Source organism: Pseudomonas sp. NPDC087346, from assembly GCF_044744235.1.
GTDB lineage: Bacteria > Pseudomonadota > Gammaproteobacteria > Pseudomonadales > Pseudomonadaceae > Aquipseudomonas.
Genome location: NZ_JBIUXX010000002.1, coordinates 110,719 through 130,266, shown reverse-complemented (window position 1 = coordinate 130,266; position 19,548 = coordinate 110,719). Strand labels below are relative to the sequence as shown.

The following is a 19,548-nucleotide window of genomic DNA, read 5'->3' as shown; positions in this document are numbered from 1 at the left end:
CATGGAAGCCTTGACCCACCGCTTCAAATGTTTGTCTTTGTTCACCATTGCCCTCGCGCTTGCCGGGTGCCAGAGCCCACCAAAGAAACAGACAGCTACCGATTTCGATGCAATGGGGCAGATGGCATTCGATGCGGCGATGGCAGGTCAGCCCGACCCGAGTTCCATTGTCCGTGAAGGCGATCACGTCACCTATGTCGTGATGTCGATCGAGGGAAACAACATCCGGCACCTCGTACGCTTTGATGCCGACTGCCACCTTCCGGACGCGCAAATGGCTCACCTCACTACCGCGGGAATGATGCGGTTTGCGGTTGATCGCCGCAGCGATACGTCAGAGGCCAGACAGATGCCGGCCGAACAGAAAAAACTGTTTCTGCAGAGCGCGCAATTGAAGCAGGTGTGCACTCAGGTACCGGCACCTCAATGGCGAGTAATCTCGGCGCCTGATCATCAGGACTGGCAGTTGATTGACCGCGCCAGCCTGATGCAAAAAGACCAGCAAACGCTGTTCTGGTCGGCCCGGGTTCCGGCTGCCGAAGCGCTGATGCCACGCAACGATGGCCTCTACGTGCAGGCACGGCAACGCTGGAGCGCCGATTGTGCGCAGCAACGATTGACCGCGCTCAGTACTTTTTACCTTGATAAGCAAAACCGCGTGATCGGCGGAGCGATGATCCAGCAGCCCGTTGCCCAGAAAACGCTCGGTGCCAATGATCGTCAATTGCTGACACTTGCCTGCGGTACGCAGACCTCGCTGGATCAATACAAGCCATTCGAAGGACGACACCAAACGTCCTTTGTTTTACCCGAGCCGCAATTGCCCGCCTCGGTGGTAAAAGCCATCGACGCCTTGCAGTTGCCCGCACCGGAAAAATCCATCCAGCACCTGCGCCTGTACTTCAAAGACTTCAATGAGGCTAGCGAGCAAAAAAAGGCCAACGAGTCGGGCCTCTCGTACGTTTACCAGAGCGATGCGAAACGCCGTGAGTTGGGCCGTATGGGAAGTGACATCACTTATCTTCCATACGAACCCGGCAAACAACTGACCGAGCGGGTTAACGCCCAATCACGCCAACGGGTCACGATAAGTTTTCGAGGTTTGACTGAACTGGCCGAGGTTGAATACACCAATGAACATGACCTGATCAGAGTGAAAGAAAACGTAATCACCGACCTCAAGTTCCAGGGCGACTGGGCAACCATGACGGTCGGCACGCGTTTGAGTTATACGGTGCAAAGATCCAGCCCCCGATACAAAAAAGCGCCGGTGCTAGTCGACAGAAAAATGGAGTGCAACGTGGATTCGCAGAAACCTGCCAGCGAGTTTTATTCGTCGCTGAGCGGTACAGCCAAAGTCATCAGTTGTACCGGCGAGGATTACCACAACGGCCAAAACACCTCGACCTACGCTTACCTGCAGACTTATGGGATGTTTGTGCGTGTGGATCTCGGACGAACCGGTGGTTATGGTCAGTTCAAGATAGAGCGAGCCGAGTAGATACCGAGCGCTTCGGGGTTATTCCCGAAGCGCCTAGGAGCCTGCTTTTTAGGTCTTTATTGCCTGTCAAATCGCACCCTTATACTCCGAGCGTTCACCTCTACGTTCGATAAGGATGCTCCATGCCTCAACGTCTTTTACTGGCGGCACTGTTTGTAGCAATCGCCGGTTGCGCCAGCCCTCCTGCGGCTTCCGTCCACACCACAAATCCCGCCAGTTCAACCCTGCAAGGTGATGCCACGCGTCCAGCACAGGCGCAATGGATTCGCACCGAGTTGTATTTTTCGGTGGGTTCGGTGGATGGCAGGGAAGGCGCTGTCAGCCCGGCGCGCTGGCGTGAGTTTCTCGACAAGGAAGTCACGCCGCGCTTTCCTGACGGGTTCACTGCGTTCGACGCTTATGGGCAGTGGCGGGATCATGGGGCGACAGAGCCTGAGCGCTTGAGCACCAAAGTCATCGTGATCCTGCACGAGAACAGTCCGAAGCACAGCAGTGACATCGAGGCGATTCGGTTGGCGTACAAGCGGATTACCGGGGACTTGTCGGTGTTACGTTTGTCGCAACCCGCTGAGGTTTCGTTCTAATCGGTGGTCTGTTCAAGAGCTTGCCGAGGCGTCGACGCCAGGCGGCTCAACACTGCCAGCAGTACCGCGCCCACCAATAAAACCCCAATCCCCAAAAACGCGCCCCACCCCACCACCGTCACGCTCGAATAGAGCATGTACAGGCACAAGCCGAAAAACAGCAACGGCAACAGTGGATACAACGGCACTTTGACCGGCCTCGGCACATCAGAAAAACGTCGGCGCAGAACGATCAAAGCCACACTACTCAAGCTCAGAAACAGCCAGTACACCGGAGTCAGATACTCGACCATGGTGTTGAATCCGCTCTGAGTAAAACTGCCGAACAACACCAGCAACAGCGCCACCGCGCCCTCCGCGAGCAAGGCTTTGCGCGGCACGCCATGACGCTCGTCCCAATTGCCAAAACTGCGCAACTGCGGCACATCGCGTGCAGCGGCATACGTGGTACGCGCTCCGACCAGCAAGGTCGAGTTGATCGTCGCAATCGCCGCGATGCCAACCATCAGCAGAATCAGCATCACCCCCGGGGCGCCGAACGCGCGGTTCAACAACTCCACCGCAGGCGCATTGCTTGCCGCCAATCCTGTGAAGCCCAAACCACGGACGAACGCCCAGTTCAGCGCCAGATAGATCGCCATCAGCAGCGTCAGTGCGCCGAGCATGGCGATGAAAATACCGCGTCGTCCGTCGCGCACTTCCGCCGATAAGGTCGCAGCATCGCTCCAGCCGCCGAAGGCCAGAAACACGAAAATCATCGACGCCGAAAATCCGGCCATGCCGGTGTTTTCCGGCGTGACCGTCACGCTCGGCGCTGAGACTTCAATGCCCTGCCACGCCAACCAGAGTCCTGCGCTGACAATGCTCAGGAAACCCAGCGCCAGCAGGCTCACCAGCAACGTCTGCGTGATGAACCCGATGTGTTTGCCCGTGAGATTAAGCAACACCAGCGCAGCGATCACCGCGCCGGCAAACCACCCGGAGCCATGCTCACCCAGCGGCACCACCGCGTTGAAATAATCAGCGAACATGAACGCCGACAAGGCAATCCACCCGGTATGCATCACCGAGAAACGCGACCAGGCGAACAGAAAACCCATGCGCTCGCCATACGCCGTACGTAGAAAGTGATAGTCGCCGCCCGGATGCGGAAACGCCGTGGCCATCTCGGCAAAACACAGCGCCCCGACCATCGACGACAAACCACCCAGCACCCAGACCAGATAGAAATAATCCGGCCCCACGTTCTGCGCCACGGTCGGTGCGGTTTTCAGGATGTCAGTGGTGATCACCATCCCCAGCGTGATCAGCAATGCCTGGAAAACCGGCAGATGCCTGCCCGGTCCCGCATCAGAAACCATAGGTAGCGCGAGCGTAGTAATAGGCGCCGTTGGTACCGATTGGCGATAACACGTCATACGGTAGATTGCCGCCGTAGTTGATCGCCGAACCGGAGCGTTCCGGGTAGTTGTCGGTCAGGTTGTTGCCACCCAGGGCAATGTTGAATTTAGGGGTGAATTTATAAGTCACCTCGGCGTCCAGTTGCCATACCGCCCCGTAGGTTTGCTCGGGTTGCGAGTCGCCGAAATCGAACACCCGGGTAGTCTCGCCCTGACGGGTCAGACGCCCGAGCAAACCCCAATGCTCGCTGGCCCAGTTGGCGGAAAAGATGAAACGATCTTTCGGCGCGGCGTCGGTCAGGGTGTTGGTCTCTTCGACGCCAACCAAAGCGTCGTTGCCGATACCCAGCGCCGTCAGTTGCGACGGTGTGCCTTTGGTGCTGGTGACTTTGGTGTGGTTATAAGTGTAGGCGCCGGTCAGCCCCAGCTGCCCGTCGTAGAGCGGCTGGTGGTAGTTGAGCACCAGTTCAGCGCCGTGGGTGCTGGTGTCGGCGGCGTTGGTGAAGAAGTTGACGTCGTGGACGCCCGCCACACCGAAATTGTCGTTGATGTATTACTCCATCGCATCGCTGCCGATGCGTTGCGACAGCGTGATGCGGTCTTTGACGTCGATGCGGAACACGTCCAGCGAGGCATCGAAGCGCTCGTTCAACTGAAAGGTCAGGCCGAGGCTGAAGTTTTTCGAGGTTTCCGGATCGAGCTTTTCAGCGCCGAGCGCGCGGGCAATCGGGTCATTGACCGAGAGCACACGAATGTCCGTCAGCGTGCCGCCATCACCGAAGTTGCTGGTGGTGTTCTGGAAGCCGCTTTGCGCCAGCGACGGTGCGCGGAAGTTGTTCGATACAGCACCGCGCAGCGCCCATTGTTCGGTCAGTTTGTAGCGGCCGCTGAGCTTGCCGGTGAGTTTGCTGCCGGCGTCGTCGTAATGCTCCCAACGGGTGGCGGCATCGACGAAAAACCGGTCAGTGAGATCACCGGACAACTCGGCGTAAGTGCCAAACACATTGCGATCCAGGTCCGACTCTTCGCTCGGGCGCAGGCCGTTGGCGCCGTCGGCTCCGGAACCGATGTAAGAAGCCTCATCACCGGCATAGGTCAGATAGTTTTCATAACGATATTCGCCACCCACCGCCAGCACAAACGAGCGCTCGCCGAGGCGCAGTTCACGGCTGAAATCGAGGTTGCTGGTGGTCTGGCGCAGTTCGTAATCGCCGGTATCGAATTTGGTCGGCGAGTCTTCGCCAAGGCTGACATTGAGCGTGCGGCGGGTCGAAGAATCGAAACGGTTGCGGCCGTGGGTGACGCTGCTGTCGAAGTCCCATTCATCGCCGATCATGCCTTTGAAGCCAGCCGTGGCGGAGATGTCCTTGTTGTCGCCCAGCGATTGCGGCAAGTAGCCGTTGGGGTAGAACTGCGGCTGTTCGTACGGGTAGCGATAGAACTCGGCGCCCGTGGTGTGCCGCTGATTATAGGTGCCGAAGGAATAGGCCTTGCCCCCGGCCAGCGGCAGTTCGCTGTTGAACCAGAGGTTGACGTCCCGCGCCAGGCCATCGCCCATCACATAGTTGCGCTGGTCCGGCGTATCGGCAAAACCGTCGAACCCGGCGCGGTTGGTCGGGTTGCGGTTCTTGTACTCGGTACCGCCACGAACAAACCCGCCCTCCTCGCCAAGGCGTGTGCCGATCTTGGCGGTGGTCACGCTGTTCTGGCCATCGGTGGTGGTCTTGTCGATGGCGTCCTGATGGGTGTGATAAGCGCCGTAACTGGTGGAGATTTCGCCGCCCTCAGGGGCGTCGTCGAGGATGATGTTGATCACCCCGGCGATTGCATCGGAGCCGTACTGCGCACCCGCACCGTCACGCAGCACTTCGATGCGTTTGATCGCGCTGATCGGGATCGAGTTGAAGTCCACGGGGGCGGTGCCGCGACCGATCTTCGACGAATCGTTGACCACCGCCGAGGTGTGCCGGCGCTTGCCGTTGACCAACACCAGTACCTGATCGGGACTCATGCCACGCAGTTGCGCTGCACGAATATGGTCGGCACCACCGGAGTTGGACTGACGCGGCAAACTGAACGACGGCAACAGCGTCTGCAATGCCGCGCCCAGTTCACCGTCAGCGGCGCCTGCGGACTTAAGATCTTCGGCGGTCAGCACATCCACCGGCACCGGCGAATCGAGCACCGTACGCGAAGTGCCGCGAGTGCCAGTGACCAACACGGTACCCAGCCGTGTGTCATCGTCGCTGCGCGCGGAAGTTTCTTCGGCTTTTGCGGGAAGTTGCCAGATCGCACCTACAACAGCGACGGCCAATAACGAACGGGAACGGTAATGCATATAACAGCTCCTTGAATCGCAGCTAATACCCGGCAGCCGCCGACAATAAGCAGTCGACAGTCAATGCACGGCAATGTCTGCTGTAGTTTTATAAATCAGGGAATAACGCGAGCGCAGCGACCAACAGTGAGTACAACACCCCAGAAAGCCCATGCTAGACGAGTCTTCAGTCTGGGCAAAAGAACCAATAACACTTAGGTTAGATCAGACTAACGGAATGTATTTAGAGCAACACAAGTGTTGCCTGACAAACACTAAACCAACTAACCAACAACTAATAGAAGTTAAACAACGCCCCCCTGTGGGAGCTGGCTTGCCAGCGATAGCGGTGTGTCAGTCAAAATAGATATTGGCTGAACTGACCTCATCGCTGGCAAGCCAGCTCCCACAGGTTTTTTGTTGAATCCGGGGTTTCTAGTTCGCCACGGGAATCCATGAGGCCTTCGCCACATTCGCCGTATCGCCAAACGCCGGGAGTTTCTGCGCCAGGTCACGAACGTTTTTCACATCCAGATCGAGCAACTGCTGCCGGGTAATTAACGTCGGCGGCACCAGCACCTGATGCCCCGGATTTTCCCCGGCAATCAACATCGCCAGACTGCGCACGCTGATCGCCCCCGCAACTTGCGGGTTGACCGCTGCCGTCGCCGCCCAGGCGCTATCGGGCTCTTTCATGATCTGAATATCGGCGGTGGAAATATCGGCACTGTAGATTTTCACTTTCTGCCCCAGCCCCGCCTCATCCACGGCGATTTTCGCGCCTTTGGCGAACTCGTCGAACGGCGCGAAGATCACGCTGATCCCCGGATTGGCCCGCAGCACTGCGCTGGCCTGATCGGCCACCGAGTTGGCAATCGGCGGATTGAGCGTGCCGAATCGCGCCTTCTCGATGATCCCGGGATTCGCCGCTTTGACCTGACTCCAGATCTCGTCGCGGCGCTCCATCGGTGTGAAACCGCTGATGTAGACGTAACCGGCATCGAACCGCGTGCCGTTGTCCTTGACCGCTTGCTCAAGCGCCAAACGCGCCAGTGCATGGTGATCCTGTTCGACCTGAGTCACCTTCGCGCTGCCGATATCAACGTCGAACGCGACGACTTTGATACCCTTGGCGATGGCCCGGTCAATCGGCCCCTTGAGGGTTTCGGCCAGACCCAATTGCACGATGATGCCGTCAACGCCGAGGTCGATGGCTTGATCGATCATTTCGCCCTGACTCGCCGCCTGCTGCCGGGCATCGAACACTCGCAGATTGGCGCCCAGCGCTTCAGTCTGTTTCTCCACGCCGCGCAGATACGCTTCAGGAAAGTCTCCGGAAAACAGATAACCCACCAGGGCGATTTGCACCTGCCCCTTGTCGAACGGCGCCGGCGCGCCGGGCAAGGCCTTGGCCTGAGCGCTAACGGCCAATGCCGACAACACGGCACCAGCGAGGCAATGACGGGCAAACTGCTTGATTGAACCGTGCATACAACTTCCTTGGATGAAAGCGGCTCAACGCGCCCGATGCGCGAGGCCAAAAGTGAACATCAGGGCCAGTACCAGCACCAGTCCCTTGACGAAATCCTGCGCGTAATAAGGCGCGTTGAGCATGGTCAAACCGTTGAGCAACGACGCGACCAGCAGCGCGCCGATCAGCGTGCCGAAAGCGTTGGGTTTCTTCGCGCCGAGCACGGCAAAACCGATCAGCGCGGCGCCAAGAGCGTCCAGCACCAGACCGTTGCCCGAGCTGACATCGCCGCGCCCCAAGCGTGCCGCCAACAACAAACCGCCCAGCGACGCGAGCAATGCCGAAAGCACGTAAGCCAGCAGTTTGAAGCGCTGCACTGGCGCACCGGCCAGCCGCGCGGCCTGCTCGTTACCGCCAATCGCATAGAACAAACGGCCAATGCGCGTACGTTCGAGAAACAGCCACACCGTCAGCGCCACCGCCGCAGTAATCAGCACCGGAACCGGCACCGTGTCCCACAGCCGCCCGCGTCCAAGCGCCAGAAACGCCGCACTGAACGACCCCTCGGTTTCCACGCCACTGGGCAGGGTCATGCCCACCGCAATCGAGCGGCCACCAGTGGGAATCAGTTGCACGCCGATCACCAGAAACATGCTGCCCAGCGTGGCGAGAATGTCCGGCACCCGCAGCTTGACGATCAGCCAGCCGTTGAGCAGCCCGACCAGCGCACCGCCCGCCAGACTGATCAGCACCGCCGGCACCGCGCCCCAGCCGAGCACCACCATCACGTAACTGGCGATCATCAGGCTCATGGCGGCCACCGCGCCGATGGACAGGTCGAGGCCGCCGACGGCCATGGTCAGGGTCACGCCCAGCGCCAACAGCGCGACAATCGACACCGACTGCAAGATGCTGAACAGATTGCCGACGCGCAGAAACGCCGGTTCGGCGAAGCTGAAAAACACCACGATCAGCACCAGCAGCCACAACAATCCATAACGAATAAACGCGTGCAGCAAGCGTTCGGCAGGCGCCGCAGCGCTCGATAACAATGAACTCGAATCAGGCACTCGCTCTGCTCCTTGGCATGGCTTGAAGGGGATTGGTTTCAACTTGAGTGCCGGCCAGCGCGCTGACCAGCGTTGCGCGCTCCAGACCAGCACGCGGGTATTCGGCGACCACCGCGTGATCGCGCACCAGCAGAATCCGGTCGGCAATTTCCAGGGCTTCATCGACATCCGCGCAAATCACCAGCGTTGCGTGGCCAGCGGCGCTGTTGCGCAACTGTTGGCCAATCTCGCGACGCGCGCGCACATCGACACCCTGAAACGGCTCATCGAGAATCAGCAGCCGCCCTTCCCCGAGCAACCAGCGGCCGAGCACGACTTTCTGCTGATTGCCACCGGACAGCGCGCTCATCGGCACATCGATACCCGTGGTCTTGATTCCCAACGCAGCAACCTGCGCCTGCACCGCCGCCGCTTCGGCGCGATTGCGGATAAAACCGTAATGAGTGAAGCGCTCAAGAAATGGTAAGGTCAGCGTCCGGCGCAAAGAAAAATCCGCCACCAAGGACTGGCTGGCGCGATCTTCCGCCGCGAGAAACACACCGCTGCGAATTGCCTGACGCGGCGAACCCGGTTGCCAGTCAACGCCATCCAGTTGCAGGCTGCCGGCCGCCGCCGTGCGCAGGCCGAACAGCACTTCGGCAATCTCGCTTTTGCCGGCGCCGAGCAATCCGGTCAGCACCACCACTTCGTTTTCGTGCAGGCTCAGATCGAAGGCTTGCGAGCGTAGCAGGACTTGCAATGCGCGCAGTTTCAAGACTTCGCGGCCCGCAGCTCTCGGCGTGTAGACGTGTGTCTCCAGCGCATGGCCGAGCATTGCCCCTACCGCTTCCGGCAACTGCCGCGCCGTGAACTCCCCGGCCAGTTTTCCATCACGCAGAACGATGGCGCGGTCGGCCAGCCGTTGCAGATCGGACAGCCGATGCGAGATATACAGAATCGCCACGCCACGGTTGCGCAGCGTGTCGATCAAGCCAAACAAGCGCTGCGCTTCGGCATCCGACAGCGCCGCCGTCGGCTCATCGAGAATCAGCAGTCGTGGCTGCAAGGCAAACGCCCGGGCGAGGACCACCAGTTGCCGCTCGGCCTGACCGAGATGTTCAATCGGCAGTTCCAGCGGCAAGCTCAGTCCGAGGCCCGCCGCGATGCTCGCCGCACGCTCCAGCAGCCGTTTGCGGTTGAGCCAGAAATCCGCATCGGGGCGGCACAGTTCATCGAGCAGCAGGTTTTCCGCCACGCTCAAACCGGGGGCAATCCCGTCGTTGATCTGCTGATGAACCGCGACAATCCCCACACGCCGCGCCGACAGCGGCGAAGTGAACTGTCGTGGCTGACCATCGACCCGCAACTCGCCGCTGTCGGCCATTTGACTGCCGGCGAGAATCTTTACCAGCGTCGATTTACCCGCGCCATTCGCGCCGAGCAGTGCAACCACTTCAGCGGGATAGATCTTCAGGCTGACGCGATCCAGCGCGCGGTTCGAAGCAAAGCTTTTACTCAGTTCATTCACCGCAATCAGCGGTTCGGATGCCACGGCAACAGGCACACTCATACATTTCCTTAACGTCGATGAGCCAGAGAACGCACCAGCCGATCACCCAGGCTTTGCACGCCCTGGACCAGAATCACCAGCACCACCACGGTGGCGACCATTACTTGATTGTTGAAACGCTGATAGCCGTAACGGATCGCCAGATCACCGAGCCCGCCACCGCCGATGACCCCGGCCATCGAGGAAAATCCGATCAGCATCACCAGGGTCAAAGTGATACCGGCGAGCAACGCCGGCAGCGCTTCGGGCAGCAGCACTTTGCCGATCACATGCCAGATGTCGCCGCCCATGGCGAGGATCGCTTCGATCCGACCCTTGTCGACTTCATCCAGCGCGTTTTCGACGATGCGGGCAAAAAACGGAAATGCACCGATGGTGATCGGCACCACGGCGGCGGTGCTTCCGAGCGTCGTGCCGACCACCAATCGAGTCAGCGGAATCAGAGCAATCAGCATCACCACAAACGGCAGCGAGCGCCCGAGATTGACCAGTGCGCTCAATGCGCCATTGAGCCGTGGCAACGGATGCAGACCGCCGCGACGGCTGATGAACAACAGCACGCCCAGCGGCAGACCGATCAGCAGCGTGAACAGCCCCGCCAGCAGCACCATGTACAGGGTTTCCCCGGTGGCGTTGAGCAGCAGTTGCAGGATTTCATCCCAGTTGATTGTGCGATTCATGAGTGGGCCGCCCGCACGCCGTATTGCCTGAGAAAACTCAACCCCGGCGCGGCGTGCCCCAACGGCAAGCCGCAACTCGGGCGCAATGAAGCACCGAGACTTGATTGCGGATCAGCCAGCAAACGTGGCACCGGCCCGGATTCGACCAGCCGCCCGTTGGCCATTGACGCCGCGTGATCGCAGATCGATTTGACCACCTCCAGTTCATGGGTGATCAGCACGATGGTCAGGCCCAACTGACGATTGATGTCGCGCAGCAGTTCGAGAATCGAGGCCGTGGTTTCCGGGTCGAGGGCACTGGTGGCTTCGTCCGACAGCAGATATGCCGGGCGTGCCGCCAACGCCCGGGCGATGCCCACCCGCTGCTTCTGCCCACCGGACAATTGCGAGGGAAACGCCTCGGCTTTGTCGCTCAAACCCACCAGATTCAGCAGCTCCCGCACCCGCGCCTGACGCTGCGGCTTGGCAACCTTGGCGATTTCCAGTGGCACCGCGATGTTGTCGAACACATTGCGCGAGTGCAGCAAGTTGAAGCCTTGAAAGATCATGCCGATGCGTTGCCGTTGGCGGCGCAGTTCGCTGTCAGACAGGCTCAGCAGATCAACACCGTCGAGCAGAATCCGTCCGCTGTCCGGCCGTTCGAGCAGGTTGAGGCAGCGCAGCAACGTCGATTTACCCGCGCCGCTGCGCCCGATGATTCCGTAGACCGCACCGTCGGGAATGTTCAGCGACACTTGATCCAGCGCTGGTGCCACTGCTGTCGGGTAAGTCTTGCTCAACTGCTCGACGATGATCATGGCTTGCCGTCCACCACCGGAATCACCGACCCGGAAAAGTTGTCAGTGATGTACTTCGCCACTTGCGGCGAGGTCAGGTCTTTGGCCAGTTGGCGGATGCGCGGATCGTCCTGCAGTTTTGGCGTGGTCACGAGAATGTTGGCGTAGGGATTGTGCTCGGATTTCTCCAGTCCCAAGGCATCCTTGGCCGGCACCAGTCCGGCGTCCAGCGCGTAGTTGCCGTTGATCACCGCCAGATCGACATCGTCCAGCGCGCGCGGGATCTGTGGTGATTCGATTTCAAGGATTTTCAGCTGTTTCGGGTTTTCGGCGATGTCTTTGGGTGTCGCCTGATCCGCTGCCGGGTCGTTGAAACCGGGCTTGAGCTTGATCAGGCCGTTGTCCTGCAACAGGTACAGCGCGCGACTCAGATTGGTGACGTTGTTGGGCACGGCCACGGTGCCTTTCTCCGGCACCTCGGCAAAACTTTTGTGGCGGCGCGAATAGATGCCCAGCGGCTCGATATGCACGGTGGCGGCTACGGCAAATTTTTCGCCGAGCGCCTGTTCCTGGGATTTGAGGTACGGCAGATGCTGGAAGTAATTGGCATCGACATCACCATGGGCGAGCAGCTCGTTGGAGTTCACGCCGTTGGGGATTTCGATGACTTTGAGATTGAGTTGCGGATCGATTTTCTGGATGTACGCCAGAATCTGCGCATGCGGCACCGGGTCAGCAGCAACTCGCAGCGGCTCCAGCGCCTGAGCTCTGTTGGCAGTCACCAGCGCAGCGAGGACGGCCAGGGTCAAACCTGTTTTTTTCAACATGTGCGAAGTCCTTGAGCGAGTGATGAGTCAGGCGGATTGCGGCAGCAGCGCATCGGCATAGAAGCGCCGCGCAACATCGGGATGCGAGCGCAGACGACCCTTGAGGTAGTTCCAGCCGACATCGCGAAACAGCGGATTGTCCGGATCACTCGCCGGCCCACGGGCCTCGCGCAGCAGCGCGGTTGGCAACGGATACAGCGGCACCACGGCATCCAGTTGCGCACCGAGGAAAAACGCAATGGACAGGCGCTCGCTGCCCACGGGCGGCGAAACCACCCGATGCACCGTGGCACGCAGATAACCGTTGCTCGCCAATTCGAGCAATTCGCCGATGTTCACCACCAGCGTGTTCTCGCGGGGCAAGGCATCGATCCAGCGGCCCTCTTCGATCTCCACTTGCAGACCGGCCTGCTGGTCTTGCAACAGAAAACTGAGGAAACCGGAATCCTTGTGCGCGCCGACGCCTTGATTACTGTCGCCGGTCGCTGTGCCGGGATAGCGCATCAACTTGATGTGTTCGTTGGGTTTGTCGCCGTACAACTGATCGAACGCATCTGCCCGCAGCGACAACGCCTGGGCGAAGGCACCCAGCAGCCGCAAGGACATGCGCGTCATCGCCTGTTGCCATTCGAGCAGCAGCGGTTTGAGTTCAGGTAGCGCGGTTGGCCATTGATTAGGCCCCTGCAAGCGCGCCCAGAACGGACTGTCTGCTTGCAATGGCAGCGTTTCGCGCTCGGCGCCCAGATCGAACTGTTCGCGCAAATCAGGTTTGCCGCGAGTGATCTCGGAAGCCGCACGGTTGTAACCGCGAAAATGCGGCGAGTTGATCATGCCGACAGCGGTTTTCTCGCCCTCGGGCAATGCAAAGAACTGGCGGGCGTGATCCTGCACCTGCTTGAGCAAAGCACTGTCGATGCCATGGCCGGTGAGATAAAAGAACCCGACGTCACGCGCGGCGTGACGCAGGTTTTCAAGAAATTCATAACGCTGTTGCGCCGTGCCTTCGAACAGCGAAAGGTCCAGCGTCGGCAGCGCGGTGATATCCAGGGTATGCGGCATGATTCACTCCCGTGTGAACCAAACCTGAAGAGCCTTTGATCGATTCAGCGTGTGCCGTCATGGCAATCGGGGGTCTATCGGTTTGATGCGTTTGATTCGTCGTGAGACAAAACTAAACGATCTTAAAAACGCCGAACAAATACCTTTTTTGCATTAGCTTAGGTCTGAAGAAACACCGCAGCTCACACGAGCTTATCGTGGCGAGGGGATTTATCCCCGTTGGGTTGCGAAGCAGCCCCAAAACCGGCCACTTATATTCTTCAGGTACACCGAGTGCTCAGATTTCACGACTGCTGCGCAGCCGAACGGGGATAAATCCCCTCACCACAGAGATCTTCGCAAATACACAAACCCCATGTAGGAGCTGCGGCACGCTGCGATCTTTTGATTTTTTGAAGCCAGATCTAAATATCCCAGCTCCCACACGATCCTATTGTGGTGAGGGGATTTATCCCCCTTGGGTTGCTAAGCAGCCCCAAAACCGGCCACTTATATTCTTCAGGTACACCGAGTGCTCAGATTTCACGACTGCTGCGCAGCCGAACGGGGATAAATCCCCTCACCACAGAGATTTCCGCAAATACACAACCCCCATGTAGGAGCTGCGGCACGCTGCGATCTTTTGATTTTTTGAAGCCAGATCAAAAGATCGCAGCGTGCCGCAGCTCCTACAGGGATTGCATTTCTCAACTCATTTTGTCGTAAAACGGCTTGACCGATAGCCGGCTGCCGACAAAAAAGCTGTCCGCTACCAAGCGCAGCGGCTGAAGGTCGAGATCGCTGGTTTTGTTGCTAATCAGTTGCTGGAAGTGCCGATACACCGCCGCGTACTCGCCCTCCTCCGACACCGTCTGGCGCACGCCATCGATGCTCAGCAGCGCGCCGCCGTTATCGAGGCGCAGGGAGCCTTCGGCGCAGCGCACTTCGATACTCCAGAGTTCATCGTGACCGTGGTCGAAATCGAATTCGGCGCAGATATCGAGCTGGTTGGCGTCAGACATTTTGATCGAAGCGGCAATCGGCGACTGGCAGTTGTCGGGAACACGCAGCTCGGCGGACTCGACAAACAGCGGCAGCGCCAGCAGATGGGTGGCAATCGACAAAGCATTGATGCCCGGATCGAAGACGCCCAGACCGCCGGGTTGCCAGATCCATGTCTGGCCGGGGTGCCATTTACGCACGTCTTCCTTCCAGTCGATCTGTACGCTTTGCAGGGTGCGCGTTGCCAGCCAGTCACGGGCGGCGGCGATGCCGGGCGCGTAGCGTGAATGCCAGGCGAACAGACCGCTGACGCCTTGTTCAGCGACCTGACTGACCAACGCCATCGCTTCGCCCAAAGTGGCGCAGGGAGGTTTTTCCACCAAGACGTGTTTGCCAGCGGCCAGCGCCTGTTGCACCAGCGCAAAACGCCCTTGCGGCGGGGTGCAGAACGCAATCGCATCGACCTGCGGGCCGTGCTCAAGCAGTTCGCCTAAACTTTGAAAGTTCTCCACGCCGGCGCAAGGCTTGCCTTGTGTGGCGACAGACACCAGGTGGAACGCCGGATTGGCGTGGATGGCGGGAACGTGCTGATCCTGGGCAATCTTGCCGTAACCCACCAGACCGAGACGGATCGGTTGCATCAGTGACTCCTGTTTTTTGTTCTTGTCTTGGCATGCGAATGGGCCAATGTACGTGCTTCCTCGCTGGCGCTCCAGACCCATGCAGGTGGCGCGTTGAATTCATTGTTATGAGCTAATAGCGCCTTCATTAAACCGTAGCTCACACGTTGTACTAGGATAGGAACCAGTTCCTGAGTCTGGCCGTCGCCCAAGGATTTCGTCGACGGCCCCGCAGGAAGGTTTGTTCCACCCGTAACTCATGGATGAAGCATATGAATTCGCACTTGTTCCCGCACATCGGCAAAGTCATCGCCAGCACCGGCAGCCGGCACTTTCCGCGCATGCTGCATGACCTGATCCTCACCCAATTGGCGGTCGACGCCACACACATCCGCCAGATGCGGGTCGACCCGGTGGGCCTGACATCCAGTCGCAGCGAGTTGAAAACCACCAAAGAACCGGGGCTGATGGCCGAAACCGTGTTCTCCGAGCACAGCGCCGCACCCGCCAGCGATCTGCCGATTGCGGCTGAACCGACAACCGCCGATACCTCGCAGTTGCACCTGACCCGGCGCAAGGATGGCTATCGCTATGTGATTTCGGTGTACCGCAGCGACCAGTCGCAACGCTTTTCTGCCCACGAGCGCAGTCTTTTGCAGGACATCTCTCCCGTGCTGATGCCGATGGTGGAAAACCACATCAACGCCCTGCAACCGGCGAGCATCGAAACCGAAAGTCATCCCGAGATAGCGCCAGGCACGCAACAAGGTCTGGAAACCCTGCGCCAGCGCTTCAGCGAACGCTTGCAGCAACTGCAACTGAGCCTGTCGAACCGCGAAACCGAAGTGTGCATCGGCCTGCTCGCCGGTCGCACCGCGCCGGAACTGGCCGAACAGTTGCAGTTGAAGGTCAACACCGTGGAAAGCTATCTCAAGCGGGCGGCGATCAAACTGGGGATCAGCGGACGACATTCGCTGATGCGCTGGATGTATTTGCCGGAAGACAGCGTCGCAATGCCAGGCTCCTCAAGCGCTGCCTGACAATGGAATCAGCGTGGCACGGCCTCTACAGGGCTATGCGTACCCGCGAAAATATCTGTGGTGAGGGGATTTATCCCCGTTCGGCTGCGCAGCAGTCGTGAAGCCTGAGCACTCGGTGAACCTGAAAAAACAGATGTCAGGTTTTGGGGCTGCTTCGCAGCCCAACGGGGATAAATCCCCTCGCCACAATAAAATCGTGTAGGAGCTGCGGCACGCTGCGATCTTTTGATCTTGAAAACAAAGTCAAAAGATCGCAGCGTGCCGCAGCTCCTACGGGGCTATGCGGACTTGCGAAAATATCTGTGGTGAGGGGATTTATCACCGTTCGGCTGCACAGCAGTCGTGAAGCTGAGCACTCGGTGAACCTGAAAAAATACAGATGTCAGGTTTTGGGGCTGCTTCGCAGCCCAACGGGGATAAATCCCCTCGCCACAATGAAATCGTGTAGGAGCTGCGGCACGCTGCGATCTTTTGATCTTGTCTTTAAAAAGCAAAGTCAAAAGATCGCAGCGTGCCGCAGCTCCTACAGGGGTTATGTGTCGGTTCTCAGTCTCGGGCCAGTGCTTCGATGGGATCGAGGCGTGAGGCGTTACGCGCAGGGACGAAGCCGAAGACGATGCCGATCAGCGTCGAGCAGATCACCGCTGTCAGTACCGAGGTCAGCGAGAACACCATCTGCCACTCCTTGATGAACAGCGTGAACAGATGCCCGATGGCATAGGACAGGGAAATCCCTATCGCGCCGCCGAGCAGGCAAACCATCACCGCCTCCACCAGAAACTGCTGACGAATATCCGACTGCCGCGCCCCGACCGCCATGCGAATCCCGATTTCCCGCGTCCGTTCAGTCACCGACACCAGCATGATATTCATCACCCCGATCCCGCCAACCACCAGCGAGATCACCGCGATCAACGAAAGCAGTAACGCCAGCGAACGGCTGGTTTTCTGCACCGTCTGCATGACGCTGTCGAGGTTGTTGGTGAAGAAATCCTTGGTCCCGTGTCGCTGTAACAGCACCTGAGTGACGTGTTCTTCCACCAGTTTGCTCGGCTGGCCGTCCTTGATCCGCACACTGATGCTGTCCAGATAACGCTGGCCCAGCAGCCGTCCGGCAGCGGTTTCGTAAGGCACCCAGACGTTCAATGTCTTGCCCGAGGCAAACAGGTTTTTGTTTTCTGCCGCCACGCCGATCACCGTGCATGGCAGGTTGCCGATCAGGATCACCTGCCCCAGCGGATCGACGCCTTCACCGAACAGCCGCAAACCGGTGTTGTGATCGATGACCACGACCTGCGCCTGACGCCGGGTATCACTTTCGCTGAAGGGTATGCCCGCCTGCATCTTGATCCCGCGCACTTGAAAGTATTGATCGCTGACGCCGTTGACCTGTGCATCGATGTCAATGTTGCGATAGCGCAGCAACATGCTACGACCGACCATCGGTGTTGCGCTGTCGACGTAATACAACTGATTCAGCGCCGTGACATCAGCGGGTACCAGTGTTTCGATGGATGACGCACGTTTATCGCCGAAACTGCTGCCGGAATAGACATCGATGGTGTTGCTGCCAATCGCCGAAATGTCCTTGAGCACATAATTCTTGGCGCCCTCGCCGATGGCCGAGATCGACACCACCGAAGTGATGCCGATGACAATCCCGAGCATGGTCAGCAACGTGCGCATCCGGTGCGAAACCAGCGCCACCCAAGCCATGTTGAAGGCCTCCCTGAACAAGCCGAGGCTGGCCACCAATCGACGAGTTGCCGGCGGTTTACGCGGCACATCGTCAGCATCCGGCAGTTGAGCGGTGTCGCGCACGTTGGCGCGGTCACTGAGGATTTCGCCGTCGCTGACCTCGATGATGCGCTCGGCATTGGCTGCAACTTTCGGGTCGTGGGTGACCAGGATCACCGTGTGCCCGGCGGCGTGCAGCTCCAGCAGAATGCGCATCACCTCTTTGCCGCTGGCGGTGTCGAGGGCACCGGTCGGTTCGTCGGCGAGGATCACTTCACCACCGTTCATCAAGGCCCGGGCGATACTCACCCGCTGCTGCTGGCCGCCAGACAGCTGGCTCGGCCGATGGCTCAGATGACCTTCCAGCCCCAGCCGCGCCAGCAACTCGCGAGCACGGGCGTGGCGCTGAGGCGGCGGCGTGCCGGCATAGATCGCCGGCATCTCGACGTTGTGCATCGCACTCAGGTGCGGCAGCAAGTGATAGCGCTGGAAGATAAAACCGAAGTAGTCACGACGCAGCTCGGCGAGGGCCTGATCGTCCAGGTCGCGGGTTTCCTGACCGTTGATTTTATAGCTGCCGGACGTGGCGTAATCGAGGCAACCGAGGATGTTCATCAGCGTCGATTTGCCGGAACCGGAAGCGCCGATGATCGCCACCATTTCCCCGGCATTGATCGTCAGATTGATGTTATTCAGCGCGAGAAACTCGCGATCCCCGGCAGTAAAACTACGGGTAATGCCGGTCAGTTGCAGCAGCGGTTCAGTCATGCTCAAGCCCCCGCTACGGCAGGCAATGCATCACCGATCACCACCCGGTCACCTTCGACCAAACCGTCGTTGATCTGCACTTTGACGTTGTTGTTGATCCCGGTCTGCACATTGCGCGATTGCGCGATGCCCTTGGCATCCAGCACCCGCACCGGAAAACTGCCATCGGCATTGCGCGGCCCGAGCGCTGCAACAGGGACGGTCAATACGGCTTTGGCGGTGTCGAGCACGATACGCACTTGGGCGGTCATCGAAATGCGCAGGCGATGATCGAGATTAGGCACATCGAACAACGCGTTATAGAACACCGCCGTATTTTGCTTCGGAGTACCGGCGGGCGCGGTTTCGAGGAAGTTTTGTGGTGCCGGCTCGGTCCCGCGCAGCTTGCCGTAGTAGCGTTTGTCTTCACCGAGGATGGTGAAATACACCTGCTGCCCCGGCGCGATGTGGATCACGTCAGCCTCGGACACCTGCGCCTTGATGGTCATGGTGTCGAGGTCTGCCAGTTTCAGCAGGACGGGGGCCAGTTGGCTGGCGATCACGGTCTGGCCTTCCTGCGTGACAATGCCGACCACATCACCATCGATCGGCGCGACGATTCGTGTGTAGGCCAGGTTGACCTTGGCGGTGTCGATCTGGATGTGTGCGCTCTTGATCTGCGCATCCAGCGACAACAGGTTGGCTTGCTGCACTTCGTAGTTCGACTCCGCGGTTTCGAAGTCCTGCCGGGAGATCGACGCGTCCTCCTGCAAGTTCTTGTAGCGCTCGTAGATGGCTTTGGTCTGCTTGAGCTGGGCCTGTGTCGCCCGGCGCTGGGCTTGCAGGTTTTCCTCATCGACCTGCGCCTGACGCAGAGTGTTTTGCAGCACCAGCGGATCGATTTCCGCCAGCCACTGACCCTTCTTCACTTTGTCGCCGACCTTGACCTTGAGCGACTTCAATTGCCCCGACACCTGCGCACCGACGTCGACCTGCTTGATGCCTTCGAGCAAACCGGCAGCCAGCACGGTATTTTCGATATCTGCGCGCTCGACCGGCGCGGTCAGGTATTTCGGCGCTTCGGCCGGCGCCTGCACGGTGTAGAACACCAGCCCGGCCACCGCTACCAGCGCCACTCCCATAACGATTTTGCGCAACTTCAGCTTTTCCATAAATGACCACAAATCCG

Annotated in this window: 14 protein-coding genes and 1 pseudogene; 3 read left to right on the top strand and 12 right to left on the bottom strand. The window is 59.2% G+C overall.

The window, feature by feature from the left end; translation table 11 throughout:
• Nucleotide 1: 1 nt before the first annotated feature.
• A complete protein-coding gene (locus tag ACIOZM_RS01835; protein ID WP_401208839.1) occupies nucleotides 2-1,501 on the top strand; it encodes a hypothetical protein in 1,500 nt (499 codons plus the stop codon).
• A gap of 122 nt (nucleotides 1,502-1,623) precedes the next feature.
• Entirely contained in the window at nucleotides 1,624-2,085 is a 462-nt protein-coding gene (locus ACIOZM_RS01830) for a DUF3574 domain-containing protein (protein WP_401208836.1), read from the top strand.
• Here the strand turns inward: ACIOZM_RS01830 and ACIOZM_RS01825 are convergent.
• The 10 genes and pseudogenes from ACIOZM_RS01825 to ACIOZM_RS01780 form a co-directional block, all read right to left on the bottom strand.
• Nucleotides 2,082-3,446: an APC family permease gene (locus tag ACIOZM_RS01825; RefSeq protein WP_401208834.1), complete on the bottom strand. Its 1,365-nt coding sequence runs from the start codon at nucleotides 3,444-3,446 to the stop codon at nucleotides 2,082-2,084. The two genes, ACIOZM_RS01830 and ACIOZM_RS01825, sit on opposite strands and share 4 nt — an antisense overlap.
• A pseudogene (locus ACIOZM_RS01820) lies at nucleotides 3,436-5,823 on the bottom strand (TonB-dependent receptor plug domain-containing protein). Before ACIOZM_RS01820 ends, ACIOZM_RS01825 begins: the two are co-directional and overlap by 11 nt.
• 414 nt (nucleotides 5,824-6,237) lie before the next feature.
• Entirely contained in the window at nucleotides 6,238-7,293 is a 1,056-nt protein-coding gene (locus tag ACIOZM_RS01815) for a substrate-binding domain-containing protein (RefSeq protein WP_401208831.1), read from the bottom strand.
• 24 nt (nucleotides 7,294-7,317) lie between these two features.
• A complete protein-coding gene (locus ACIOZM_RS01810; protein ID WP_401208829.1) occupies nucleotides 7,318-8,343 on the bottom strand; it encodes an ABC transporter permease in 1,026 nt (341 codons plus the stop codon).
• Nucleotides 8,336-9,892 (bottom strand): sugar ABC transporter ATP-binding protein, encoded by a 1,557-nt coding sequence (locus tag ACIOZM_RS01805; RefSeq protein ID WP_401208827.1) that lies wholly within the window; start codon nucleotides 9,890-9,892, stop codon nucleotides 8,336-8,338. The genes ACIOZM_RS01810 and ACIOZM_RS01805 overlap by 8 nt, the downstream gene beginning before the upstream one ends.
• A gap of 8 nt (nucleotides 9,893-9,900) precedes the next feature.
• Nucleotides 9,901-10,572: a methionine ABC transporter permease gene (locus ACIOZM_RS01800; protein ID WP_401208824.1), complete on the bottom strand. Its 672-nt coding sequence runs from the start codon at nucleotides 10,570-10,572 to the stop codon at nucleotides 9,901-9,903.
• The gene (locus ACIOZM_RS01795) at nucleotides 10,569-11,369 is read right to left on the bottom strand and encodes a methionine ABC transporter ATP-binding protein (RefSeq protein ID WP_401208821.1); all 801 of its coding nucleotides are present in this window, start codon (nucleotides 11,367-11,369) and stop codon (nucleotides 10,569-10,571) included. The genes ACIOZM_RS01800 and ACIOZM_RS01795 overlap by 4 nt, the downstream gene beginning before the upstream one ends.
• Nucleotides 11,366-12,175, bottom strand: a complete 810-nt coding sequence (locus ACIOZM_RS01790) for a MetQ/NlpA family ABC transporter substrate-binding protein (RefSeq protein ID WP_401208819.1) — start codon at nucleotides 12,173-12,175, stop codon at nucleotides 11,366-11,368. Before ACIOZM_RS01790 ends, ACIOZM_RS01795 begins: the two co-directional genes overlap by 4 nt.
• A 27-nt stretch (nucleotides 12,176-12,202) precedes the next feature.
• The gene (locus ACIOZM_RS01785) at nucleotides 12,203-13,234 is read right to left on the bottom strand and encodes an isopenicillin N synthase family dioxygenase (protein ID WP_401208816.1); all 1,032 of its coding nucleotides are present in this window, start codon (nucleotides 13,232-13,234) and stop codon (nucleotides 12,203-12,205) included.
• Nucleotides 13,235-13,920: 686 nt separating this feature from the next.
• Entirely contained in the window at nucleotides 13,921-14,856 is a 936-nt protein-coding gene (locus tag ACIOZM_RS01780) for a Gfo/Idh/MocA family protein (protein ID WP_401208813.1), read from the bottom strand.
• Nucleotides 14,857-15,107: 251 nt separating this feature from the next.
• Between ACIOZM_RS01780 and ACIOZM_RS01775 the strand changes: the two genes are divergently transcribed.
• Nucleotides 15,108-15,875 carry a helix-turn-helix transcriptional regulator gene (locus tag ACIOZM_RS01775; protein ID WP_401208810.1) on the top strand — a complete coding sequence of 256 codons (768 nt, stop codon included), beginning with the start codon at nucleotides 15,108-15,110 and terminating at the stop codon, nucleotides 15,873-15,875.
• A gap of 546 nt (nucleotides 15,876-16,421) precedes the next feature.
• Here the strand turns inward: ACIOZM_RS01775 and ACIOZM_RS01770 are convergent.
• Nucleotides 16,422-18,380: a MacB family efflux pump subunit gene (locus tag ACIOZM_RS01770; RefSeq protein ID WP_401208807.1), complete on the bottom strand. Its 1,959-nt coding sequence runs from the start codon at nucleotides 18,378-18,380 to the stop codon at nucleotides 16,422-16,424.
• Between the two features lie 2 nt (nucleotides 18,381-18,382).
• The gene (gene macA, locus ACIOZM_RS01765; RefSeq protein WP_401208805.1) at nucleotides 18,383-19,531 is read right to left on the bottom strand and encodes a macrolide transporter subunit MacA; all 1,149 of its coding nucleotides are present in this window, start codon (nucleotides 19,529-19,531) and stop codon (nucleotides 18,383-18,385) included.
• Nucleotides 19,532-19,548 lie beyond the last annotated feature (17 nt).